Source organism: Nonomuraea sp. NPDC004354, from assembly GCF_053602555.1.
The window spans coordinates 516,440-539,302 of record NZ_JBSGDV010000004.1; the positions used below are offsets into that span (position 1 = coordinate 516,440).

20 protein-coding genes and 1 pseudogene are annotated in these 22,863 nt (G+C 72.1%); 10 read left to right on the forward strand and 11 right to left on the reverse strand.

Translation table 11 applies throughout. From position 1 onward, the window contains the following. Positions 1 to 452: 452 nt before the first annotated feature. From ACWENQ_RS17165 to ACWENQ_RS17185, 5 genes are all read right to left on the reverse strand, one after another. A complete protein-coding gene (locus ACWENQ_RS17165) occupies positions 453 to 842 on the reverse strand; it encodes a hypothetical protein (RefSeq protein WP_452414984.1) in 390 nt (129 codons plus the stop codon). Between the two features lie 565 nt (positions 843 to 1,407). Next, positions 1,408 to 3,465, reverse strand: coding sequence for a sensor histidine kinase (locus ACWENQ_RS17170; protein ID WP_452414986.1), 2,058 nt, complete (start codon positions 3,463 to 3,465; stop codon positions 1,408 to 1,410). A gap of 47 nt (positions 3,466 to 3,512) precedes the next feature. Further along, positions 3,513 to 4,202, reverse strand: a complete 690-nt coding sequence (locus tag ACWENQ_RS17175; RefSeq protein ID WP_452414987.1) for a VOC family protein — start codon at positions 4,200 to 4,202, stop codon at positions 3,513 to 3,515. Positions 4,203 to 4,254: 52 nt separating this feature from the next. Next, the gene (locus tag ACWENQ_RS17180) at positions 4,255 to 6,111 is read right to left on the reverse strand and encodes a CheR family methyltransferase (protein ID WP_452414989.1); all 1,857 of its coding nucleotides are present in this window, start codon (positions 6,109 to 6,111) and stop codon (positions 4,255 to 4,257) included. A gap of 30 nt (positions 6,112 to 6,141) precedes the next feature. Beyond that, entirely contained in the window at positions 6,142 to 7,164 is a 1,023-nt protein-coding gene (locus ACWENQ_RS17185; RefSeq protein ID WP_449918724.1) for a chemotaxis protein CheB, read from the reverse strand. Positions 7,165 to 7,230: 66 nt separating this feature from the next. Between ACWENQ_RS17185 and ACWENQ_RS17190 the strand changes: the two genes are divergently transcribed. Then, positions 7,231 to 7,854: an STAS domain-containing protein gene (locus ACWENQ_RS17190; RefSeq protein WP_452414991.1), complete on the forward strand. Its 624-nt coding sequence runs from the start codon at positions 7,231 to 7,233 to the stop codon at positions 7,852 to 7,854. Between the two features lie 86 nt (positions 7,855 to 7,940). Continuing rightward, a complete protein-coding gene (locus tag ACWENQ_RS17195; protein ID WP_449918719.1) occupies positions 7,941 to 8,570 on the forward strand; it encodes a TetR/AcrR family transcriptional regulator in 630 nt (209 codons plus the stop codon). 127 nt (positions 8,571 to 8,697) lie between these two features. Here the strand turns inward: ACWENQ_RS17195 and ACWENQ_RS17200 are convergent, their stop codons facing one another. Then, a complete protein-coding gene (locus ACWENQ_RS17200) occupies positions 8,698 to 9,636 on the reverse strand; it encodes a TIGR03885 family FMN-dependent LLM class oxidoreductase (protein ID WP_452414992.1) in 939 nt (312 codons plus the stop codon). 125 nt (positions 9,637 to 9,761) lie between these two features. Between ACWENQ_RS17200 and ACWENQ_RS17205 the strand changes: the two genes are divergently transcribed. From ACWENQ_RS17205 to ACWENQ_RS17220, 4 genes are all read left to right on the forward strand, one after another. Next, entirely contained in the window at positions 9,762 to 10,028 is a 267-nt protein-coding gene (locus ACWENQ_RS17205; protein ID WP_354907990.1) for a DUF1876 domain-containing protein, read from the forward strand. A gap of 234 nt (positions 10,029 to 10,262) precedes the next feature. After that, entirely contained in the window at positions 10,263 to 10,592 is a 330-nt protein-coding gene (locus ACWENQ_RS17210; RefSeq protein WP_449918714.1) for a hypothetical protein, read from the forward strand. Between the two features lie 39 nt (positions 10,593 to 10,631). Further along, positions 10,632 to 11,972 carry a WXG100-like domain-containing protein gene (locus tag ACWENQ_RS17215; protein ID WP_449918713.1) on the forward strand — a complete coding sequence of 447 codons (1,341 nt, stop codon included), beginning with the start codon at positions 10,632 to 10,634 and terminating at the stop codon, positions 11,970 to 11,972. A gap of 43 nt (positions 11,973 to 12,015) precedes the next feature. After that, positions 12,016 to 12,756, forward strand: a complete 741-nt coding sequence (locus tag ACWENQ_RS17220) for a hypothetical protein (RefSeq protein ID WP_449918710.1) — start codon at positions 12,016 to 12,018, stop codon at positions 12,754 to 12,756. A gap of 6 nt (positions 12,757 to 12,762) precedes the next feature. On the opposite strand, the gene ACWENQ_RS17225 is transcribed toward ACWENQ_RS17220, so the two are convergent. The 3 genes from ACWENQ_RS17225 to ACWENQ_RS17235 all read right to left on the reverse strand — a co-directional run bounded on the left by ACWENQ_RS17225 (position 12,763) and on the right by ACWENQ_RS17235 (position 15,212). Then, positions 12,763 to 13,800, reverse strand: coding sequence for an endonuclease/exonuclease/phosphatase family protein (locus tag ACWENQ_RS17225; protein ID WP_452414994.1), 1,038 nt, complete (start codon positions 13,798 to 13,800; stop codon positions 12,763 to 12,765). A 93-nt stretch (positions 13,801 to 13,893) separates the two neighbouring features. Further along, the gene (locus ACWENQ_RS17230; protein ID WP_452414996.1) at positions 13,894 to 14,628 is read right to left on the reverse strand and encodes an alpha/beta fold hydrolase; all 735 of its coding nucleotides are present in this window, start codon (positions 14,626 to 14,628) and stop codon (positions 13,894 to 13,896) included. Then, entirely contained in the window at positions 14,625 to 15,212 is a 588-nt protein-coding gene (locus ACWENQ_RS17235) for a TetR/AcrR family transcriptional regulator (RefSeq protein ID WP_452414998.1), read from the reverse strand. The genes ACWENQ_RS17230 and ACWENQ_RS17235 overlap by 4 nt, the downstream gene beginning before the upstream one ends. Positions 15,213 to 15,463: 251 nt before the next feature. Between ACWENQ_RS17235 and ACWENQ_RS17240 the strand changes: the two genes are divergently transcribed. Then, positions 15,464 to 16,336, forward strand: coding sequence for an alpha/beta fold hydrolase (locus ACWENQ_RS17240; RefSeq protein ID WP_452415000.1), 873 nt, complete (start codon positions 15,464 to 15,466; stop codon positions 16,334 to 16,336). Positions 16,337 to 16,363: 27 nt separating this feature from the next. On the opposite strand, the gene ppk2 is transcribed toward ACWENQ_RS17240, so the two are convergent. Further along, positions 16,364 to 17,161, reverse strand: a complete 798-nt coding sequence (ppk2, locus tag ACWENQ_RS17245; RefSeq protein WP_354907983.1) for a polyphosphate kinase 2 — start codon at positions 17,159 to 17,161, stop codon at positions 16,364 to 16,366. Between the two features lie 118 nt (positions 17,162 to 17,279). Here ppk2 and ACWENQ_RS17250 point away from each other — a divergent pair. Next, positions 17,280 to 17,501, forward strand: a pseudogene (locus tag ACWENQ_RS17250) (hypothetical protein); the annotation flags it as partial. Positions 17,502 to 17,630: 129 nt separating this feature from the next. Here the strand turns inward: ACWENQ_RS17250 and ACWENQ_RS17255 are convergent. Next, positions 17,631 to 18,185, reverse strand: a complete 555-nt coding sequence (locus ACWENQ_RS17255; protein ID WP_449918695.1) for a TetR/AcrR family transcriptional regulator — start codon at positions 18,183 to 18,185, stop codon at positions 17,631 to 17,633. A 52-nt stretch (positions 18,186 to 18,237) separates the two neighbouring features. Here ACWENQ_RS17255 and ACWENQ_RS17260 point away from each other — a divergent pair, with 52 nt between their 5' ends. Further along, positions 18,238 to 21,351, forward strand: a complete 3,114-nt coding sequence (locus tag ACWENQ_RS17260; protein WP_452415001.1) for a bifunctional cytochrome P450/NADPH--P450 reductase — start codon at positions 18,238 to 18,240, stop codon at positions 21,349 to 21,351. 48 nt (positions 21,352 to 21,399) lie between these two features. Then, positions 21,400 to 22,863, forward strand: coding sequence for an aminotransferase-like domain-containing protein (locus ACWENQ_RS17265; protein WP_452415003.1), 1,464 nt, complete (start codon positions 21,400 to 21,402; stop codon positions 22,861 to 22,863).

Below are 22,863 nucleotides of genomic sequence, written 5' to 3' on the forward strand. Positions count from 1 at the left end.
GGCCTGAGCCGGAGGCCGGTCAGACGGGGCCGGCCAGGACAAGCGCGACGCGCGCCTGAGCCCGGGGCCGGTCGGACGGGGCCGGTCAGGACAAGCGCGACGCGGAACTGAGCCTGGGGCCGTCCAACTGGCGCGACGCGGGCCTGAGCCCGAGGCCGGTCGGACGGGGCCGGCCAGGCCAAGCGCGACGCGGGCGCGGGCCCAGGGCCGGGGCCGGTCCGGACAAGCGCGACGCGAGCCTGGGCCCGGGGCCGGTCAGACGGGCGCGACGCGGACCCGGGGCCGGTCGGACGGGGCCGGTCCGGACGGCGGTGCGGGGTGGTCAGGGGGTCGTGGCCGGGTCAGCCCAGGGCGACGGGCGGCACCTTGGTGTGGATCTCCGACACCAGGAACAGCCGCTACCCGCCGAACCTGAACAGCGCCGTGCGGGCCAGCCCGATGAGGCCGCGGGATTAGGCGGGCCCCATCGCCCCGCCCGGCCCGTCGGCGAGCTTCAGTCGGTACGGCTGGAGCGGGTCCTCATGTGTTCCGACGCGCATGACGATGGCGGTCCAGCGCGGCTCACCGGTGGCGGCGGCGCGGGCGATCACGCCCGTGGCGTCCGTGCGGACGAACAGGTCGCCCGCGATCCACGAGCCGAACGACCCCGCGTGGCCGGTGCGCTCGGTGGTCACGGCGGCCGCCGTCCGTGCGACCTTGCCGGTCAGCTCGGGGTTCTCGCGGGGGGAGGCGTGGGCCGTACGGCCGGCGCGCGGTTCCCCGGTGGCCGGGGCGCCATCCGCCCGGCCCCAGGGGCGGGTCAGGACCACGACGGCTCCGGCCGCCAGGACGGCCACGAGCACGACCCCCGCCAGGACGGGAGTCAGCCAGGCCCGGTGGGCCGGTCGCGACGGGTCCGGGGCAGAAAAGGACGAGCCCCCGTGCGGGGCTTGCCCATACTGCGGCGCCCTCACATGCGGCGGCGCCGGGTGCTGCGGCCTGGGATGCGGCTGCCCCGGCTGCGAGGGCCCCGGGTACGGCGACTGCCCGTACAGCGGCGTCCCCACCTGCGGAGACGCCGAGTACTGCGGCCCAGGATGCTGCTGCCCCGGCTGCGAGGGCCCCGGGTACGGCGACTGCCCGTACAGCGGCGCCCCGACATGCGGCGGCGTCGAGTACTGCGGCCCGGGATGCTGCACCCCCGGCTGCGGAGGCGCCGCGTGCTGCGGCCCCGGATGCGGCGGGCCGGGGTGTTGCGGGCCCAGGGGCGGCGGCCGGTGCATCCCCTGCCCCGCTGGCGACTGCTGGTAGGGACCGTGCCCCGGTGGCGGGTGATCGGGCCCATGCCCCGGCGGCGGACCATAGGGTCCCGGTCGTAACTGCTCCCCCTCATGCACAGCAGTCACTTTAGTGACCAGATCCGGAAAATCACTCCCTGTTGGACGTGACCCATCCCGGCGCCGCGCGGTCGCGTCCCGGCTCGGTGACCAGGGCCGCGGTCGGCAGGCGGGCCGCCACCAGGGTGCCGCCACCCGGCCGCGCGGTGACGGCGCAGGAGCCGCCGAGCTCCGCCGCGCGCTCGCGCATCGAGGACGTGCCGACGCCCGCGCGGCCGTCCGCCGGCAGGCCCACGCCGTCGTCCTCGACGCTGATCCTGAGCTGCGCGGCGTCGCGGACCAGCGCGATCCTGACGTGGGCGGCCCGCGCGTGCCGCCGCACGTTCGTCACCGCCTCCTGGGCGATCCGGTAGGCGGCCACCTCGACGGCGGCGGGCAGGTCGCCGAGCTCACCGTCGACGACCAGCTCGACCGCCGTTCCGCTCTCGGCGGTGCCGGCCAGCGTCGCCTCCGCCAGTTCCTGTACGGCCCGCGCCAGCCCGAGGTCGTCGAGCGCCGGCGGGCGCAGGCCGTACACGAGGGTGCGGATGTCGCCCGTGACGGCCTCCATGCCGCTGTGGAGGTCCTTGAGCAGGTCGTCGGCGGTGCTGGGGGCGCGCTTGATGCTGAGGCGGGCGATGTTGATCGTCATGGCCATCGCGCCGAGCGTCTGCCCGAGACCGTCGTGCAGGTCGCGGCGCAGCCTGCGGCGTTCCTCCTCGCGGGCGGCCAGGATGCGCTCCCTGGAACGTTGCAGGTCGGCGGCCATGCGCGTGGCGTGGGCCACGTCGGCGACGTACGGCAGCAGCGTGGCGATGACCCGCTCGTCGTGCGCGGCGGCGAACCTGCGCGCGCCGGGGCGGCCGATGAGCAGGTTCCCGACGGGTTCGCCGTGCCAGACCAGGGAGATCTCGCGGGGCTCGGGGCCGATGTCGCCGCTCTCGACCGACAGGCCGCCGGTGACGTGGACGGCCGCGCCGTCCACCGCCAGGCCGTCCCGCACGACCTCGACCACCACGCCGAGCGCCTCGGCCGGGTCGGCGCGGCTGACCTCCTGGGTGAGCCGCTCGGCCAGCAGGCGGGGGTCGCCCACCGGGCCGTACATCAGCCGGTCCACCGCCCGCTGGAGGGCGCGGCGCATGGGCTGGAAGAACGCGCCGGCGAACAGGGCTGCGGCGAGCCCGGCGACCTGGTCGTATCCGGCGACGAGCAGGCTCGAGATGGCGCCCACGCCGAAGTAGACGCCGCTGACGGCGGCGATCAGGCCGGCGGCCACGAAGGCGCGGCTGATGACCGTGTCGATGCCGAACAGCCGGTAGCGCAGCACCGACGCCATCATCGCGACGGGGATCAGGCCGGTCCAGAAGACGGCGGGCGCCCAGTAGTCGTCGCCGAGCAGCAGGAACACGACGTAGATCGCGAAGGTGACGAGGGGCCAGGCGATCTGGCGGCGGGTGGCGGGGTCGCCCCTGTGGAAGCGCATGACCAGCGAGAGCATGGCCAGGACGACGCACACCTCCATCGCGACGTAGACCGCCACGTAGAGCTGGGCGTGGACCGGTGCGAGCGCCTCGATCTTCAGCGGGTTCGGGATGACCGCGGGCCGGTCGTACCCGGGCGGGGGCTTGGGGCGGACGGCCAGCAGGAGGGCGAGCGTGGTGAACACGAGCGTGCTCGCCACCACGTGCGCCCGCCATCGTGGCGAGGGCAGCCTGCCGTCCGGCGAGAGCAGCGGGACCAGGACGGCGAGAGTGCCGCCGCCGAACGCCCACACGAAGGTGTAGGCGATGCGGAGCAGGGCCGCCGTGTCCATCGCCCCGATGCTCGCCGCGTGGAACATCAGCGTGGCGGCCAGGACGCTCGCGCCGGCCAGGAAGCCGCCCGCGATCATCAGCCAGCCCACGATCAGGCGTGGCCGCCGCGCCACCAGGAAGGCGCCGACGAGGGGGAAGGCGAGGCCGGCCGCGTGGTCGGGGGTGGCGGGAACGGACGGCTGCCATCCGGCGGGCAGCCACAGCCCCATCAGGAACCCCACCACCACCATCGGCACGGACACGGCCGCGACACTCCACGCGATGACGCGCGCCCGCGCCGCTCCCCGTCCGTCCACCTGGGGATTATGTCCGGAATGGGGTGGAGCTGGCCAGCGGGAGCGGGCTACTCCCTTCCCTGCCAGGTCGTCACGCAGGCTTCGTTGCCCTCGGCGTCGGCCAGCACCCAGAAGGCGGGCGCCTTCGCGTCGGACAGCAGCACGCCGCCCGCGGCCAGGGCGGCCGCGACGCGCGGGCCCGCCTCCTCGTGCGGCACCGAGATGTCGAGGTGGATCCGGTTGCGCTGCGGTCGCGGCGCGTCCATCTGCTGGAACCAGATGGCGGGTCCCTGCCGGAGCGGGTCGGCGATCGCGTCGTCAGGACCGGACGCGCCGGGCGCGTCGGTGTAGCCCATGACCGCCTTCCAGAACGGGCGGATCGCGGCGATGTCGAGGGCGTCGATCGCGATCTCGATCATCTGCACCGGCCGGGACACCGGGTCGCCGAGTCCGGGATGGGTGCGCAGGCCCAGCTCGCCCACGGCCGCGGAGACGGCGCGGGCGAGATCGAGCTCCCGGGGCGTCGGCCAGCCGATGGCCGGTGACTGCAGCGTGAGGACCACCCGATCGGCGCGTACGTCCATCCAGAGGCTCGCCGCGCCCTCGTCCCCCGCCGCGGCCACGGCGCGGGCGGCGACCTCGGCTCCCTGCGCCAGTGACGTCACGGGGACCGTGGTCCGCACGGCTTCGAGCACGAGACGCCACCCGGAGTCGCCGATTGTGTCCGATATTTCCTGCCTGCTCAGTCTCGAGGTCATGCCCGACATGATCTCCTACCGGGCCGGGCCGGGCCCGCGCCGTCAGCGGCGATCATGACTGGTCGAGGACGTTCATGACCATGATGACGCCCCTGACGCCGTCGTCGTCCACCCGCAGCCGGGAGAACTCCACCCCGAGCTGCGTGGGCCTGCCCCTCCTGTTGACCGCGCCGAGCACGACGCCGTCGGGCCAGTCGCGGGGGTCCGAGCCGTCGTCGAGCAGCACCCGCAGGTGCGGAAGCAGGTCGTCGAACGGCAGGCCGATGTCGAGGTCGCCGAAGGCCTTGCCGACGGTCTCGTCGGCCCTGGCGCCCCACAGCTCCTCCGCGCCGGGGCTCCACACCAGCACGCGCAGGTTGAGGTCGACCACCGCGACGGCGTCGCCCAGGCTGCGCACCATCGAGGCGACGAACTCGTTGGCCTGGTCGAGCTCGAGGCTGCGGGCGTTGAGCGCGTCGTTGATGTGCTGGAGCTCGTCGTTGGTCGACTGGAGCTCCTCGTTCATCGTCTCCAGTTCCTCGTTGGTCGACTGGAGCTCCTCGTTGGTGGTCTCCAGTTCCTCGTTGGTCGACTGGAGTTCCTCGTTGGTGGTCTCCAGCTCCTCGTTGAGCGACTGGAGCTCCCCGTAGGCGTGTTCGAGCTCCCTGTTGGCCTGCTGGAGCTCGTCACGCAGCCTGTGGTAGCGGGTCACGTCGTAGAAGTTGACGCCCACGCCGACCAGTTCGGCGTCGGCGTGCTGCAGCGGCACCACGGCGATGTCGAACACCCCTGCGTCGGCCTGGCCCGGCCGGTGCCAGATGACCTCCTGCAGCTCCACGGTCCGCAGCTCCGTCCGCACCCGCTCGATCACCGACCGCAGCTCGACCGGCCGGTAGGAGACCTCCAGATCCTGGAAGGGCCTGCCGATGTCGCGGGGATTGAGGTTGAACAGCACCTCGGCCTTGGAGTTGACCAGCGCCAGGTGACCGGCGCCGTCGAGGACGATCTGCGCGACCGGCCCCGAGGCCAGCGCGGCGGTCTTCAGCTCGGTCAGTATGGAGCGCGGCTCGCCGGCCCCCATCGCCGACGTCCACGAGGCGCGGGGGCCGGCGAGGGTGGAGCCGACCTTCTTGAACAGGCGCGTGCGCAGGTCGACGGGCTCGAACCGGTCGCTGTGGTTGAGCAGCATCTCGGCCTTGCCGAGGAACAGGTAGCCGGGGTTGGCCAGCGCGAAGTGGAAGCGCCTGATGATGTTGACCTGCGTCTCGGTGTTGAAGTACATCAGCGTGTTGCGGGCGAGCAGCAGGTCGACCCTGGAGATCGGCGCGTCCCTGGTCAGGTCGTTGCGGCCGAAGATGACCTGGCGCCGCAGGTCGCGCCGGAAGGCGTAGCCGCTGTCGACGCGCTCGAAGTAGCGCTCCCGCAGCGGCGCGGGCACCTCGCTCATCTGCCGCTCGGTGTAGGTCGCCGCCCTCGCCACCTGGAGTGCCTTCTCGTCGAGGTCGGTGGCGTAGATCTTGACGCGCTCCTTGAACTCGTCGATGCCGAGCTCCTCGGCCAGGACCATGGCGAGGCTGAAGGCCTCCTCGCCCGTCGCGCAGCCCGCGCTCCACACCCTGATCGCCTTGCCCGCGGGCTTGCCCGCCAGCAACGCGGGGATCACGACCTCGCGCAGCGTCTGCCAGGCGCCGGGGTCGCGGAAGAAACTGGTCACGTTGATCAGCAGGCTGTCGAAGAGCCTGCTGAACTCCTCCGGCTCCAGCTCCAGGTAGTCGCGGTATTCGCCGTAGTCGGTCAGCTTCAGGGCTTCGAGACGCCTGCTGATCCTGCGCACCAGCGTGGTGCGCTTGTAGCCCGTGAAGTCGAAGCCGCGCGTCTCCTTGAGCATCACCAGGAGATCGTCGAACTCGCGTTCTTCTGCCGGTGTCACAGAGATCCAGCCTACGCCTGTGCGAGGCGGTCAGGCATTCGCGACGCCTTCGCCGCTGCCGAGCCTGTTCTGCAGAGTCCTGATGGTCTCCAGTGCCTGGCGGGTCTCCTCCGCCTCGGCCCCGAGCCGCCGGACCGAGACCCTGTGCCCGCGCTCCCGCGCCGCGCGTCCCATGCGCGAGAGCAGCCTGAGCCGCTCCTCGAGGCGCTGGATCGCCACCCACAGCGCCCGTTCCACGGCGTCGGCCTGGCCCGAGGCCATGGCGTCCATGGACCACGAGTGCCCGACCCTGCAGGTGTAGCGGCTGGCCGGCACGCTGCGCTGCTCGTACAGCGGTCCGTCGCACTCCGGGCAGGTGAAGCCGGCCAGGTCGCCGGCCGGGGTCTCGGGCGGGCGTGTCGCCAGGTGCCGCGCCAGCTCGCGCTCGATCTCCAGGTCCGGCACCGTCTCCTCCACGCCTGCCTCCTCCACGCCTGCCGGCGTGCGGCTCTGCCGGACGACCCAGTCGGCCAGGAGTGACGCGGGAAGCGCCTGGGCCCGCGCGGTCGCCCTGAGGGCCGCCGCGGGCATCCCGCCGAAGGCGCACTCCTGCGGGTCCTGGACGGCCACGGCGCCGCCGTGGTGCTCGACGGTCGCGCTGCCCCTGGCGCCGTCGTCGAGCGTGCCGCTGAGCACGACGCCGGCCACGCGGGAACCGGCGTCCAGCGCGGCGCTCATGAAGAGCAGGTCGGCGGCCGGCCGGTGGCCGTTGTAGCGGGGGCCGTGGGACAGGCGCTGCGCCCCTTCCCTGGCGAAGAGGTGGTGGTCGGGGACGGCGACGCGGACCTCGCCCGCCACGATCGGCGCGCCGTCCTCGGCAGGGGCGGCCTTCAGCGGTCCCGCGCGGTCGAGGATGCCGGCCAGGGCGCTTCCCCCGCTCGCCGACACGTGCAGCACCACGAGGACGGCGGCGGGCAGGTCGGGCGGGAGCCCCGCCACGAGCGTGCGCAGTGGTTCGACGCCACCCGCCGACGCGGCGACGACCACGAGATCCCTTCCCGGATGGGCGGCCATCCAAGCCTTCTGTCCCTGAATGCGGGATTCATGCACGATTAACCGGATTACGGGTAGGGCGTGGTCATGGCACTGTCAGTCACCATCGTGCGCAAGGACGGAGCGAACGCGCTGCTCGCGCTGGGCGGGTCACTGGACCGCTCCAGCTCCTCCTGGCTGGAGGGCGCGCTGGCCTCCCTGATCGTCCAGCATGTCACCGTCATCGCGGTGGACGTGCGGGAGCTGGACTTCTGCGACGTCGAGGGCGCGCGGCTGCTGGCCCGGTTCCAGTCGCTCCTGCGCGGCGATGGCGGCGACCTCGAGATCGTGGGGCCCGGTCCCGCGATCCGGCTCCTCGAGCTGCTGTGGCCGGAGCTGTTCGGCGCCGCGCCCGAGGCTCCGCCGTCGCCGGTGCCGCGCCATCACCCCGGCTGGCGCCGGATGGGCCTGCCACGCGCGAGGGTACGGCCCGCGGTGATGTCGAGGAAGCGGATCCTGCTGCGCGCCGAAGCGCTCAGGGCTGTGGCCGCCGAGCAGCTTGACCTCATGCGCGTCCAGCAGGCGGCCACCTGCTCCGGTGTGGCGGAGATGCACGAGCGGCTGGCCGGCCTGCACGAACGGCTGGGCGGCGCGCTGCCGTGCGACGGCGAGTCCCACCACGGCTGGGCGGAGGAGTTCCGCAGGCGTGGTGCCGAGTTCACCCCGAGATGACCGCTTAATCAGCACAGGAGCGATTTGACCGGTATTTGTCGATCACGTGATTGGCCGAGCTGATGGCGGATCCTAAGGTCACCTATATGACGCCAGTACGAGGGGATGAGCGCGAGCGCATCCTCCAGGCGGCGACCAAGCTGTTCGCGGCGCTCGGCTACGACGCGACCGAGATCGGGCAGATCGCGGAGGCCGCCGGATTGAGCACGAAGGCCGTGAGCACGCAGTTCGGCGCGAAGCGCGACCTGTACCTCGCGGTCATGGAGCGTGCCCACTCCACCCACGCCGCCGTCGTGGAGGCCAAGGTCAGGGAGTTGCAGGCGGCCCCGCCCGAGGAGAAGGTGGCCGCGGTGCACCGCTTCGTCGACGCCTACATCGACTTCGCGGCCGCCCATCCCGAGGTGCCCTCGCTCTGGATGCACCGGTGGCTGTCCGACGCCAGGGACATCGGGAACCTGGAGGCCGAGCTGGTGAAGCCGCTGGCGGAGTTCGCCATCGAGAACATCATCCCGGCGACGGACGCCGAGGACGCCGACGTGCACTACACGATCAACTCGCTGGTCTGGTGCGTGCACGGGTTCGTCCTCAGCGGGGTGTTCGACGCGGCAGGGCGGCGGCGTGGCCCCGACGACCCGCGCGCCCTGCACCGCTTCCGCACCCACATGCACCAGATGATCCACCGCACCCTGCAACTGCCCGGTTCCCCTCCGTCCTGAGCGGCACCACCCACGCGCGGACCGGCCTCGCTCGCACCCCGAGCCGGAGCACCACCCACGCGCGCACCGGCCTCGCTCTGAGCCGGAGCAGCACCCACGTGCGGAACCGGCCCTCCAGCGGGACCGCTCACTTGAGGACCTCGGCGAAGGCCGCCACGAACGGGCGCTGCTCCTTGCCGACGTGGTGCAGGTAGATCTCGTCGAAGCCCTGCTCGGCGTAGGAGCCGAGGATCTCCGCGTGCCGGCCCACGTCTGCGGAGACGTGCACGACCTGGGCGACCCGGTCCGGCGGCACGTCGCGCGAGACGAGGTCGAACAGTTCCACGCTGTCGAGGTCCCAGCAGACCGGCGGCGGGAAGACGTTGGAGCGCCACTGGTCGTGGGCCAGCCGTAGCGCCTCCTCCTCCGTGGGGGCCCAGCTCAGATGGACCTGCACCCGCAGAGGGCCGCGCCCGCCCGCCTCCCGGTAGGCCCTGGCCACCCTGGCCGCCTGGGGCCCGCCCACGGTGATCAGCCCGTCGGCCCACTCCGCGCACCAGCGGGCGGTCTGCTCGCTCACCGCCGCCCCGACCAGCGCCGGCGGCTGGGACGGGAGCGTCCACAGCCTGGCCCTGTCGACGGTGACCAGTCCCTCGTGGGTGACCTCCTCCCCCGCCAGCAGCGCCCTCATCACCTCGACGCACTCGCGCAGGCGCGCGTTGCGCACCTGCTTGCGCGGCCACGGCGCGCCGGTGATGTGCTCGTTGGACGCCTCGCCGGTGCCGAGCGCGGCCCAGAACCGGCCGGGATACATCGCGGCGAGCGTGGCGACGGCCTGCGCGACGATCGCCGGGTGGTAGCGCTGGCCCGGCGCGTTGACGACGCCGAACGGCAGTGACGTGCGCTCCAGCGCGGCGCCGAGCCACGACCAGGCGAACCCCGACTCGCCCTGCCGCGCGCTCCACGGCGAGAAGTGGTCCGACGACATGGCCGCGCCGAAACCGGCCTCCTCGGCCGCGGCGACCGCCTCCAGCAGCGCCCGGGGTGGCACCTGCTCGTGCGAAGCGTGGAATCCGTACGTTGGCATGGCGCCGCTGCTACCCGATCACGCCCTCGGCGAACCTCGTCGCGCGCTGACCTCGCGATCATCGCCCTCCAAGGGGGATGCTGGGTGTATGACCGCATTGTCATGTTCGTGACAGGGGAGGCGTCATGAACACCAAGGAGTGGACCGTCAAGATTCTCATCAGCGAGGACGACGAGGACAAGCGCACCTCCGCCACCGCCGTGCTGTACGCGGTCGGGAACAGGCGGCACGAAAGCGTCGGCACCGCCCGGCGCAACCCTGACGACCGGCCCGTCCCCGAGATCGGCGACGAACTGGCGGCGGGGCGCGCCCTGATGGACCTGGCCGACAAGCTCCTCGGCGACGGCGCCGAGGACATCGCCTCGATGTCGGGACCCGCCCGAGCCGTCTGAGACCCGCGACTCCGCCCCGGGCGGGCCGCACCCTTGGCCGCCCGCCCGGGGTCGCGCGTGCGTCGACCCCGCAGGGCGATCGGCTCGCTGCCGGTCCTGTGGAACGAGACACCTTAACCGTCGAGTTCACTTCAGGTGATCTCACCCGTCGGACAGTTCGCCCGGAACACCCACGGCCTTGACTCGCCGGTGGTATGTTGCCGACGAAAGTGATCTTCGTGCACGAGGTGAACGGTGGGACGGGAACTCCGCTTCGACGACGCATCCCTGAGCGGTGCGGCCCAGCATCTGCGGGAGACCGTCCGCGCGATGCAGTGGCACACCGACTCCCTGCTGGCGACGGTGCGCGGCACCGGCACCAGCGTCTGGGGCGGCGGCGACCTGGGCCAGGCCATGGACGAGCTCAGCGATCTTCTGGACGAGGCGTGCCGGCACCTGCGCGGCAACATCGACCTCACCTGTACCGGCGTGGACGACATGGTCAGGGAGTTACGGCTGACCGAGGCGGCCACCGCCGCCGGCGCCAGGGCCCTCGGCTCGCCGGAGGACATCCGTGAGGTGTGAGGACCGGGTCCTCCCCGCTCCGCACGAGGAGCCCGGCCCATGGCGGTGACGCTGCCGGCCGAGCTGCGGCCCGGCTTCGACCTGCTGGGCGTGGAGTGGCCGAACATCGACGAGGACGGGCTCCGGACGTGCGGGGCCGCCTTCCGCACCTGCGCCACCGCGCTGGACGCCGACGTGACGCCGGGTGCCAACGGCGCCGTCGCCTACGCCTCGGCCAACAACAAGGGCGAGCACATCGACGCGCTCAACGGCTACTGGGAGGAGTACGACGACGGCGGGCCGAAGCAGACCGGGCACCTGCGCAGCCTGGCGGCCTCCCTCCGCGCCCTGGCCGACGGCCACGACCTGGTCGCCCTGATCGTCGAGATCGTCAAAAGACTGCTGATCCTCCTGGCGTTGTACGTCATGATCGCCCTGGCGTGGGCGCTGACCATGGCCGTCCTGTCCGGCGGCCTCGCCATGCTGAAGGCGCGCAGCCTCGTGGGCATCCTGCGGGTGTTCGCCCGCCGCTTCGTGAAGGTCCTGCGCGACAAGCTGGAGCGGTACTTCCGCGGCAGGCTCGTCCGCGCCGTGGAGGCCCGGGTGCGCCGCATGCTCGGCGCGAAGCCGCCGGCGCTGCCCAAGGTGGCCAGACGCCGCATCCCGCTCCCCTCGACGCCCACCGTGCTGGCCTCGGCCGGATACGTCGGCCTCCACGAGGCGCCCACGCGACATGATCCGGCGCCGCCCTCGCCTGACGGCGTCTCCTGGTCGGGCAAGTACCGCATCGGGCCGCCGCAGCATCCGGACATGGCCTACGACCACGACTTCCCCTACGACCCGCACGCCCGGCCGGGGCTCGACGACTACCAGGACTGGTACAAGTGGCGCGCCAAGCTGCGCGGGGCGCGGATCAAGCGTCCCGACCTGGAGGACGGCCTGGACGCCTACGAGCACTACATGGGTGGTTCGGGCAGTGACTTCGAGGTCGACTACGAGAAGGCCTACCGCGAGGACTCGCAAGTCCGATACTCCGTCGACATGGCGATCTCCAACGCCCAGGACGAGGCCGCGCGCCTGCACAGGGAGAGCGGCAGGACCAGCTTCCAGATGACCGGCCTGCCGACGCACGGCGACACCGTCACCGAGAACTGGGACAAGGCGATCGGCATGCACGCGATCTGGGGAAGCGGGAACGTCACCGTCGAAGGCAACCGGGCCACGATGGAGATCACCATGCACGTCTACGACCGGTACAACTTCAACGCGGGATCGGCCGACAAGGCCACCGGCATCCCTGACAACGAGAACGGCCGGTTCGAGTCGCTCGGCTGGGCCACGTCCTTCAACACCCGCGGATCGCTCACCCGCACGGTGTCCTGGACGCTGCCTTCGCGGTGAAAACCGATCATCAGCGGCCGGTACCCTATTAGGCTTTTCGGACATGGGCGACGAAGTCAACATCATCTATGACCGGGTCGGCGCCATCGCCGAAGGCGCCGACCAGGCGAAGGAGGCCGTGGAGCAGGGCCGGACGATCCTGAGCCGGACGCCCACGCCGGTCACCTACGTGCCGGTGCCCTCGGTGCCGGGCTCGAACGCCTTCGGCAACAGCGAGAAGGCGCTGTCCTGCGGCTCCTCCTACGCCGACCTCCAGGCCGCGGCCGACGAGGCCGCCGAAGCCCTCGCGGGGGTGCTGACCAGGGACGCGGGACGGCTCCGCCAGGTGGTCAAGGTGTTCAAGGAGCTCGACCACGAGACCGCCGACCGGCTGCTCGGCTCGGCAAGCAAGTCGCTGGACGTCTACAGCGCCCATGTGCACAGCCACGGCCTGCACAAGTACGACGACCCCGTACGGGCAGGCCAGATCGACACGCTCCACCGCGCGGTCGACGGCCCCTCGCTGATCGGAGCCGACCTCAACGCCGCGACGAACAACGGCGCGCACAACACCCGCAAGGTCTCGCTCGACGCCATCAACAGCTTCAACCGCGAGGGGTACACCGTCTACACGGGCGCGACGAACGCCGACGGCGACGTCGTCGGGACGTCGCCGTCGGGCACCCGCATCGACTACGTGATCTCCTCGCCGGGCGTGGAGCTCGCCGGCGCCCCCCAGCTCGTCGACGGGGGCACCTCCGACCACGACGGCCAGCAGGTCGACGTCGTCGTTCCCGACTGGTGATCGCCGCTAGCGGGGGTTGAACCGCACCTCCGTCCTGGCGGCCGACCTGCCCTCGCCGTCGTCGACGCGCGTGCCGTCCGGGAGGGTGACCTTGTCGCCGTCGGCGTCCAGCTTGATCTTCTGGCCGTCGCCCGCGCCCGCGACGACGTCGCCCTCCCGCACCAGGACCGCGTTCCCGAACGGCTGGTGGAAGTAGTCGCCCAGGATGGGGATGCTGTCGCTGGCCTGGTACTTCTTGCTCGCCTCCTCGAAGCGGACCTCCCACCTGTCGCCGGTGATCCGTTCGAGTTCCGACTTGAGGTCGCCGACGGTGTCGATCTTGCCGTCGGGGGCGATGTCCTTCTTGAAGACCTCCTGCAGGGTCACGATGTCCGGGTTCTGGTCGGCGATCAGCCGCGCCATGGCCGGGATGTCGCCCGGATCGGTGCCGCCCTTGTCGCGCCAGCCGTTCCCCGCGCCCTGGCCCACGTTGAGGTTCAGCATGCGGACGGTGCGCGGCTTCCACTGCTTCGTCAGCGCGGCGAACTGGTCCTTGTAGAAGTCGAGGTCCTCGCGCTGCTCCCTGAGCCGCTCGTCCAGGCGGCTCCTGATCTCCTTGGCGGTGGTGACGGCCGTGGTGACCAGGCCGGACTGCTCGGAGTTCTTCGGGTGGAAGGTCAGGCCGTTCATGGTCTCGGTGACCGGCACGGCCGAGAGCCGCTTGCGCTCGTCGTCGAGGAGGCTCTGGTTGGTCCGCAGGATGGCCGCCATCCTGTCGAGCACCGAGGCCACGTTGCCGGCACAGCTCGCGCACAGCTCGACGTCGCCGATCAGCCTCTTGCGGTAGGAGTTGAAGGCGTCGGCGGTCTCGCCGGTCCATTCCTCCTTGGAGAAGACGCTCTGCACCACGGTGTCGACCTTGTTCTCGGCGAACGACACCTTCTTCTCCACGCTCCGCCACGCGTCGGCGAGCTGTTCCAGCTGGGTCGGCGAAGCCTCCAGGTCCCACAGGTCCGGCGTGCTGATCGAGGAAGGAGGCGTTCCTTCGGCTTCGGGCTCTGCCATGAACGGTTCTCCTGCGCGAATCGAGACCATCAAGATCATTCCTAGACTAGCGCTGGCGCCATGACAAAGCCTGTCAAACCAGCAAAGAAGTGGTCAGCCCGGCTCGTGGAGGAAGGCGAGCGCGTCGCGGGCGAAGCGCCGGTCGGTGAACGTGGCGCTGTGGCCGCGGCCCTCGTACACGACGAGCCGGGCACCCGGGATCCCCTCGGCGGTCTGCCTGGCCAGCTCCAGCGGGTAGACCACGTCCTCGGCCCCATGGATCAGCAGCGTCGGCGCGGTGATCTCGCCCAGCCTCGCGCGCAGGTCGAAGCCGTCCTCGGCGTGGAGCACGGCGGCCGCGTCGGTACGGTCCCCGCTCGCACCGTCCGACAGCCACAGCAGGGGCCGCAGCAGCCGCCTGCCGAGCGGCGAGGGGGTGACGATGTCGGCCAGCGCCGGGCTGGGGCGGCGCCCGGCCAGGGCCCGTTCGATGTAGGCGCGCTGCGCCCGGCGGCCCGGCGGCCCGAGCGTGGCCGCCGTACCGCCGAGGACCAGCCGGTCGAGCAGCTTCGGATGGTCGGCGGCCAGCTGCAGCGCGATGGCTCCGCCGGTGGAGATGGCCAGCACGGGGACCGGCCCGGCGAAGGCGGCGGCGTACCGCTCGGCGTAGACGGCCGCCAGCTCGGGCATCGCGATCGTGACCGGCAGGCCCGCAGGCCGGTTGACCAGGCGCACATCGAAGCGGTCGGCGAACGGCCTGAGCATCCGCATGGCGGACCAGCGGGCGCTGCCGGTGATCTCGCCCGCCCTCGGGGTGAACAGCAGGACGGCCAGCGGCGGGAGGCTCACGAGGTCAGCCCTTCGGTCACCGCGTCGATGAGGCGGTCGATCACCGCCGGGTAGAGTTCGCGGCCCAGGTGGTCGGCGTGCAGCGGCGTCAGCAGCACGGCGCGGAGCACGCCGAGCAGCACCTCGGGGTCGCCCTCGAGACGGTCGCGCAGGAACTCCAGCAGGTCGCCCATCGGGCCGCGGGCCGCCGCCTGGGCCATGCGTTCAGGGGTGAGCCTGGCCGCGACGGCGGCCATCTCCTCGGGGTGCGACAGCAGCCTGCGGTAGAGCGGGTTGGTGTCCAGCTCGGCGACGGTGGCCCGCAGGAAGCGGCGCAACGCCTCGCGGGTGTCGCCGCCCTGGAGCAGCGCCTCGTCGATGACGCGCCGCCGTACCTGCTCGCTCTGGCGGAGCGCGGCCTCGAAGTAGAGGTCCTCCTTGGAGTCGAAGAAGGCGTACAGGGAGGTCTTGGCGATCCCGGCGGGAGCGGTCAGCTCCTCGAGCGAGGTCTTGCGCAGCCCCTGGGTGGCGAACAGGCGTGTGGCGGTGTCGAGCAGCCGTTCGGCGATCCGCCGGCGCTCCTCTTCGGTGAAGGCGGCCGGCACGGCTATCTCCGTATGAACAAATTGGTCATTGGTTCATAGTAGGGCCGCGAGCGGCGGTCCGGAAGTCCCGGGCGGTACGGCAGGCGCCGCCCGTGCACCTCCAGGTAGGCGGTGGCGGGCGTCGCCGTGCCGAGCAAGAGCCGGTTCCACGACCGCGCCTGGAGCGGAAGCGGGCGCGGGTACAGGTACGCGCGGCGACTGCGGGCAGGTTCGTCAGTGACGCACCTTGATGGAAAGGGGGGGCCGGCCTCATGTTCGAGGCGTTCGAGGAGTTCGACATCTCCGCGCGGGGCACGGCGATTCACGGACGCCTGGGCGGCGGCGGCCCGCCGATCCTGCTACTGCACGGCATCCCCGAGACCCACCTGATGTGGCATCGGGTGGCGCCGCGGCTCGCCGAGCACTTCACCGTCGTCGCCACCGACCTTCGGGGCTTCGGCGACAGCGGCAAACCGCCCAGCACGCCCGACCACGCGCCGTACAGCATGCGCGAGATCGCTCGTGACCAGGTCGAGGTCATGAACGCGCTGGGGTTCGACCGGTTCGTCGCGATCGGGCACGATCGTGGGGCACGCTGCGCGTACCGGATGGCGCTGGATCACCCCGACGTCGTCACGCGTCTCGCGGTTCTGGACATCGTCCCCACCGGTGACGCGTTCGGCCGGGCGAACATGGACTTCAGCCTGGGTTTCTGGGTCTGGTCCTTCCTCGCCGCGCCGGAGCCGGTGCCCGAGCAGTTGATCGCCCGCGCGCCGGCCGTCCTCGTGAATCACATGCTCGACACGTGGTCCGAGGTCTCGGACGCCTTCCCGGCAGAACTGCGCGCCGCCTACATCGCCCCGTTCGGCGACCTCGACACCGTCCATGCCGTCTGCGAGTCATACCGCGCGGCGGCCACGCTCGACTACCTGCACGACGAGGCCGACCGCGGACTGCGGCGGATCACCTGCCCGACCCTCGTCCTGTGGAGCCATGCCGGTCCCGTCGCCGCCTGGTACCGGCCGCTGGAGGTGTGGCGAGCCTGGTGCGACGAGGTCCGCGGCGGGCCGATCCCGGCCGGGCACTTCCTCGCGGAAGAGGCACCCGACCAGACGGCACGTCATCTCCTCGACTTCCTCGCCTAGACAGGGGGTGGCCGAGCCCGGTCGACATCACCCCAGGCGCGACGTCACGTCGGGCACGCGGACCTCCGCCAGGCGCGGCGGGCGCTCGTACCCGGTCGAGGGCGGCCGCCTGGGCAGCTTCAGCCGCGGCCGGTGCACCTCCGTGTAGGGGATCGTCGACAGCAGGTGCGAGATCATGTTGATCCTGGCCCGCCGCTTGTCCTCGCTCTCCACGTCGTACCACGGCGCCTCCGGGATGCTGGTGTGGATGAGCATCTCGTCCTTGGCCCTGGAATACTCCTCCCACTTCGCGATCGACTCCAGGTCCATCGACGAGAGCTTCCATTGCCGCATCGGATCGTCGAGCCGGTCGCGGAAGCGCCGCTCCTGCTCGGCGTCGCTCACCGAGAACCAGTACTTGCGCAGCAGGATGCCCTCCTCCACCAGCAGCCGCTCGAAGATCGGGCACTGGTGGAGGAACCTGGAGTACTCCTGCGGTGTGCAGAACCCCATGACGCGTTCCACGCCGGCCCGGTTGTACCAGCTGCGGTCGAACAGCACGATCTCCCCGGCGGCCGGCAGGTGCGGCACGTACCGCTGGAAGTACCACTGCGACTGCTCCCGCTCGGTCGGCGCGGGAAGCGCCACGATCCTGGCGACGCGCGGGTTGAGGTACTCGGCCACGCGCTTGATCGTGCCGCCCTTGCCGGCCGCGTCGCGCCCCTCGAAGATCACCACGACCCGCTGCTTCTCCGCGCGAACCCATTCCTGCACCTTGACCAGCTCGGCCTGCAGGCGGATGAGTTCCTTCTCATAGAGCTTGCGCGACAGCTTCTCCTGCCCCATGCCATCTCATCCTATGCCGGAGCGGCCTCGATGAGCCGTCACCGTCAGGTCGGCACGCCACGACCGCCCGCGGCGGCCGGCGCCGATCACGCCCGCACTTACCTCCCACGTCATCGCGGTGCGGCGCCGGGCGCCGCGAGAATGGCGTCCCGCCCGTCATCCCGGGGCGGGGGTCCAAAACCGCCACCGCTCCTCCCGCGCCGACGCGGCCGAGCACTACCGGCAGCTCGGCGAGCACCACCTGCCGGAGCAGGCGGCCACCGCGATCGAACGCATCCTCGTGGACGGCGCGGACGCGGTCGTGCTCGGCGAGATCCGCCAGACCGCCCGGCCGACGGGCCGGGCCTACCGATCCCGGTTCGCCCTGCACCTGACGGTGGAGGACGGCCTGGTCACCCGGCCCACGTCTACGAGGACAGCCTGTCGGTCGCGCAGGCCTTCGCCGCCGACGGCCGCTGACTCACGGGGCTCAGTGCTCGGGGAGACCCCTGATGATCATGGCGATGGCGGTCTCGTAGGCCTCGTCCGCCTGGGCGCCGCCGATGTGCCCGATCGTCTCGGCCAGCACGAGGCCCGAGACGAAACCGTGCAGCACGTCGGCGGTCGGCTCCCACCTGTCCTCCGGCACGCCGGCCGCGGACAGGATCCTGAACAGCACGTCCCACAGCCCGCCCTCCTTCAGCTCGATGACCTCCGGATGGTTGTGGACGTACGTCCACAGCGACGGGAGGGTGCGCGCCAGCTTGCGGTAGGCGTAGGCGAGGGCACGGAGCTGGTCCTGCCACGGCGCGCCGTCGTCGGGCGGCAGGTCGAGGAGCGGGCCGACGGTGCCGACGCAGATCCCCCTGATCAGCTCCGTCTTGTTGGCCACGTGGTGGTAGAGCGACATCGGGTTCACGTCGAGCTCGGCGGCCAGCTTGCGCATGGACAACGCTTCGACGCCACCGGCCACGATCAACCGCAGCCCCGCTGCTCTGATCTCCTCGATCGTCAGGGGGGTGCCCCTGCGCGCGCTCACTGCCATACACCGTATGGTAGCGTCGTCCATACGGTGTATGGCTACGCATGGAGCACACATGAAGGCGATTCCCGCCCCGCAAGGACTGCCACTGTTCGGCAACACCCTGCAGATGCCGCGCCAAACCCCCATCCTGTTCCTCGAGGAGATGGCGAACAGGTACGGCGAAGGCATCTTCCAGCTCGACCTGGTCGGCCGCAGGGTCCTTTTCATCCACGACCCCGACCTGGTGGCCGAGGTATGCGACGAGACCCGCTTCTACAAAGGCATCAACCCACCGCTGACGATCGTGCGCGACTTCGCCGGTGACGGATTGTTCACCGCCCGGTACGACGAGCCGGTGTGGGGCCACGCGCACCGCATCCTGATGCCCGCCTTCAGCCAGCGCTCGATGAAGGCCTACTACCCGCAGATGCTCGAGGTGGCCGACCAACTCGTCGCCTCGTGGAGCCGGCGGCAGGGCCAGGACCTGGCGGTCCCGGACGACATGACCAGGCTCACCCTCGACGTCATCTCGCTGACCGGCTTCGGCTACCGGTTCAACTCCTTCGACTCTCCCGAGCTGCACCCGTTCCTGCAGGCGATGGGCGGCGCGCTGACCGAGGCCATGCACCGCAACCAGCAGCTCCCCCTCGTCACCAAGCTCAAGCGCAGGAACGAGGCGGCCTACCAGCACGACATCAAGGTCATGCGCGACCTGGTGGACGAGGTGATCAGGCAGCGCCGTGCCGAGGGCGCCGGCGGCGCGAAGGACCTGCTCGGCCTCATGCTGGAGGCCGCCGACCCGAAGACCGGCGAGCGGCTGTCGGACGAGAACATCCGCAACCAGGTGCTCACCTTCCTCATCGCGGGCCACGAGACCACCAGCGGCCTGCTGTCGTTCGCGCTGTACAACCTGCTGCGCGACCCGCACGCGCTGGCCCTGGCCTACGACGAGGTGGACAGGCTGCTGCCGGGCGACGAGCCGCCCGCCTACGAGACGATCATGAAGCTGGACGTGATCCCGCGCATCCTGGAGGAGACGCTGCGGATCTGGTCCCCCATCCCGGCCTTCAGCGTGAGCGCCTTCGCCGACGACAGCATCGGCGGCTACCCCGTGGCCAAGGACCAGCCGGTCGTCGTCCTGCTGCCGCCGCTGCACCGCCACCCCAAGGCGTGGGAGCGGCCGGACGAGTTCGACATCGACCGCTGGCTGCCCGAGCGGAAGACCGATCACCACCCGGGCGGCTACAAGCCGTTCGGCAACGGCGAGCGGGCCTGCATCGGCCGCCAGTTCGCGCTGACGGAGGCGCGGCTCGCGCTGGCGATGATCCTGCGGCGCTTCGCGATCTCCGACCCGTCCGTCTACCGGATGAAGATCAAGCAGACGCTCACCCTCAAGCCGGACGACTTCACGATCAGGGTGCGCGAGCGCCGGGCGCACGAGCGCGCCGCCGCCGCCGTCGTCCAGCCCGTCGAGCAGGCCGAGCAGCAGGACGTCGCGGTCACCGGCGTGCCGCTCACCGTGGCGTACGGCTCCAACCTGGGCACCTGCCAGGATCTCGCCGAGCGGCTGACCGAGCGGGCCGGACGGGCCGGCTTCGCCACCACGCTGACGACGCTGGACGATCTGCGGCCGCCGGGCGAGGGGCTGCTGCTGGTGGTGGCCTCGTCCTACAACGGCAAGGCGCCCGACAACGCCCAGCGCTTCGACGCGCTGGACGAGCTGCCCGACCTGTCCGGCGTACGGCTGGCGGTGCTCGGCTGCGGCAACACCCAGTGGCCCACCTACCAGGACTTCCCGCGCCGCGCCTTCGACAAGCTCACCGCGGCCGGCGCCGTACCGCTGGTCGAGCGGGGTGAGGCGGACGCGGACGGCGACTTCGACGGCGACGTGTCGGCCTGGACGGCGAAGCTGTGGGCGGCCGTGGCGCAGGAGTACAGCGCGTCGGCCGCCGACGTGGGACCGCGCTACGAGCTGGAGGTGCTCACCGAGGCGGAGGTACGGCCCGCGGTCGTGTCGGCCAGGGCCGTGCCGTTGACGGTGGTCGCCAACGAGGAGCTGACCGGCGACCCCGAGGGGCTGTGGGACTTCTCGATCGAGCAGCCGCGCCCCGGGGTCCGCTCGATCGTCGCCGAGCTGCCCGAGGGAGTCGCCTACGAGGCCGGCGACCACCTGGCGGTCTTCGCCAAGAACGACCCGGAGCTGGTGGAGTGGGCGCTGGGCTGCCTGCGGGTCCCCCGCGACCGGGTGGTACGCCTGCACGCCCAGGGCCCCACCCACCTGCCCGTGGACACGCCGGTGACGGCGGGACTGCTGCTCACGGAGTTCGCCGAGCTGCAGGAGGTGGCCACCCGCGCCGACCTTGACGCGCTGGCCGCGCACACCGGCTGCCCGTGGACGACCAGGCAGCTGGCCGAGCTGGCGGCGAACTACGCCGACGAGGTGCTCGCCAAGCGGCTGTCGGTGCTCACGCTGCTGGAGCGCTTCCCCGCGGTGGAGCTGCCGCTGGCGGTCTTCCTGGAGCTCGCGGGGCCGATCAGGCCGCGCTACTACTCGATCTCCTCCTCGCCGCTGGCCGAGCCGGGCCGGGTGCGGATCACCGTCGGCCTGGTGGAGGGGCCCGCCTGGTCCGGCACCGGCGCCTACCGCGGCATGTGCTCGGCCTACCTGGCGGGGCTGGCCGAGGGCGAGGTCTTCTACGGCTACGTCAGGGTGCCGGCGCCGCCGTTCCGGCTGCCGGAGGATCCCGCGACACCGGTCGTCCTGGTCGGCCCCGGCACCGGCTTCGCGCCGCTGCGCGGGTTCCTGGAGCATCGCGCGCTGACCGGGGCCACCGGCAGGGCAGAGGTGTTCACCGGCTGCCGCCACCCCGAGCACGACCTGCTGTACCGGCGGGAGGTCGCGGCCTGGGCGGCGGCCGAGGGCGTGCGCGTGCACACCGCCTTCTCGGCGGTGCCCGAGCACCCCTACCGCTACGTCCAGGACGCCGTCGCCGCGCAGGCCGACACGGTGTGGGAGCTGCTCCAGCAGGGCGCGCACGTCTACGTCTGCGGCGACGGGCTGCGCATGGCGCCTGCCGTACGGCGGGTGCTGCTGGACATCCACCGGCGCAGGACCGGCACGGACGGCGAGGCGTGGCTGGCCGGGCTCGAACAGCAGGGCCGCTACCAGCAGGACGTCTTCGCCTGATCAGCCGGAGGGGAGCCGGCCGCCGCCGACGCGCTAGCATGCGCTCCCATGTCGAGCAGGAGCACGTCCGGCGATCTGGTCACCGGCCTGCGGGCGCTGCTGGCGGAGCTGGCGCCCGGCGACCGCCTGCCCACCAGCAGGGAGCTGACCCAGCGCTACCGCGTCGGGCCCGGCACCGTGTCGCGGGCGATCGCCGCCCTGGCCGCGGAGGGAGCCGTGGTCAGCCGTCCGGGCAGCGGCACGTACGTGGCGCACCGCCCGGCCAGGGCCACGGACCGGCTGCCCGACACGTCGTGGCAGGCGGTGGCGCTGGCCGGCCGCGCGTTCGACCTGACCGCCGTCTCGGCGGCGGAGTACGGCACGACGCCCGCCGCGGCGGCGGAGTCGGACATGGCCGGAGCGGAGGCCGTCCATCCCCTCCCCGAGGGGGCGATCGCGATGGCGGGCGGCTATCCGCACCCGGCGCTCCAGCCGGTCAAGGCGCTCGGCGCCGCGCTGGCGCGGGCGGCACGCCGTCCCGACGCGTGGCACCGGGCGCCGGCGTCCGGTCTGGCGCCATTGCGCGCAGTCTTCGCCCGGCTGGCGGGCGGCGAGGTGAGCGCCGACGACGTGCTGATCACCGCCGGCGGTCAGAGCGCCCTGTCGATGCTGTTCCGGGCGATCGCCGCACCCGGCGGCCCTGTCCTCGTGGAGTCGCCCGCCTATCCCGGCGCGCTGGCCGCGGCCAGGGCGGCGGGGCTGCGGCCGGTGCCCGTCCCCATGGACGGCGAGGGCCTGCGACCCGACCTGCTGGCCGACGCCTTCGCCATGACCGGGGCCCGCCTGCTGTACTGCCAGCCGACCTTCCACAACCCGACCGGCACCGTGCTCGCACCCGGCAGGCGCGCCCAGATCGTCGACGTGGCCAGGGCCGCCGGCGCCTTCCTCGTCGAGGACGACTGCGCCAGGCACCTCGGGCACAGCAGGCAGGTGCCGCCTCCCCTGGTGGCCGAGGACCGCGACGGCACGGTGATCCACCTCACGTCGCTGACCAAGCCGGCCTCGCCGAGCCTGCGGATCGGCGCGGTGGTCGCCAGAGGTCCGGTCATGCGGCGGCTGCGGGGCCTGCGCTTCGTCGACGAGCTCTTCGTCGCCCGCCCCCTGCAGGAAGCGGCCGTCGAGCTGGTCGGCACGTCCGCCTGGGAGCGGCACCTGCGGGAGCTGTCGGCGGCGCTGCGCGAGCGCTGCGCGGTGCTCGCCGACGCCCTCGCCCGCGAGGTTCCCGAATGGCGGCTGACCGCCTTCCCCTCGGGCGGGCTGCACCTGTGGGTCGAGCTCCCGCGCGGCGTCCATGACGCGGTGACGGCGGACACCGCCCGCGCCTACGGCGTCGCCGTCAGCGCCGGCGGCCGCTACTTCCCCGCCGAGCCGTCCGGCGCGTACCTGCGGCTCGGCTTCGCGGCCGCCGCCGGCGCCGCCGAACTGGTCGAGGGCGCGCGCCGGCTGGGGGCGGCCGCCCGCGAAGGGTCATGA

Coding starts and splice junctions, on each gene's coding strand:
- ACWENQ_RS17190 (WP_452414991.1), top strand. CDS start 7,231: ATGGCACTGTCAGTCACCATCGTGCGCAAGGACGGAGCGAACGCGCTG.
- ACWENQ_RS17205 (WP_354907990.1), top strand. CDS start 9,762: ATGAACACCAAGGAGTGGACCGTCAAGATTCTCATCAGCGAGGACGAC.
- ACWENQ_RS17225 (WP_452414994.1), bottom strand. CDS start 13,800: ATGGCAGAGCCCGAAGCCGAAGGAACGCCTCCTTCCTCGATCAGCACG.
- ACWENQ_RS17200 (WP_452414992.1), bottom strand. CDS start 9,636: ATGCCAACGTACGGATTCCACGCTTCGCACGAGCAGGTGCCACCCCGG.
- ACWENQ_RS17195 (WP_449918719.1), top strand. CDS start 7,941: ATGACGCCAGTACGAGGGGATGAGCGCGAGCGCATCCTCCAGGCGGCG.
- ACWENQ_RS17215 (WP_449918713.1), top strand. CDS start 10,632: ATGGCGGTGACGCTGCCGGCCGAGCTGCGGCCCGGCTTCGACCTGCTG.
- ACWENQ_RS17255 (WP_449918695.1), bottom strand. CDS start 18,185: ATGGCAGTGAGCGCGCGCAGGGGCACCCCCCTGACGATCGAGGAGATC.
- ACWENQ_RS17220 (WP_449918710.1), top strand. CDS start 12,016: ATGGGCGACGAAGTCAACATCATCTATGACCGGGTCGGCGCCATCGCC.
- ACWENQ_RS17175 (WP_452414987.1), bottom strand. CDS start 4,202: ATGACCTCGAGACTGAGCAGGCAGGAAATATCGGACACAATCGGCGAC.
- ACWENQ_RS17240 (WP_452415000.1), top strand. CDS start 15,464: ATGTTCGAGGCGTTCGAGGAGTTCGACATCTCCGCGCGGGGCACGGCG.
- ppk2 (WP_354907983.1), bottom strand. CDS start 17,161: ATGGGGCAGGAGAAGCTGTCGCGCAAGCTCTATGAGAAGGAACTCATC.
- ACWENQ_RS17265 (WP_452415003.1), top strand. CDS start 21,400: ATGTCGAGCAGGAGCACGTCCGGCGATCTGGTCACCGGCCTGCGGGCG.
- ACWENQ_RS17260 (WP_452415001.1), top strand. CDS start 18,238: ATGAAGGCGATTCCCGCCCCGCAAGGACTGCCACTGTTCGGCAACACC.
- ACWENQ_RS17185 (WP_449918724.1), bottom strand. CDS start 7,164: ATGGCCGCCCATCCGGGAAGGGATCTCGTGGTCGTCGCCGCGTCGGCG.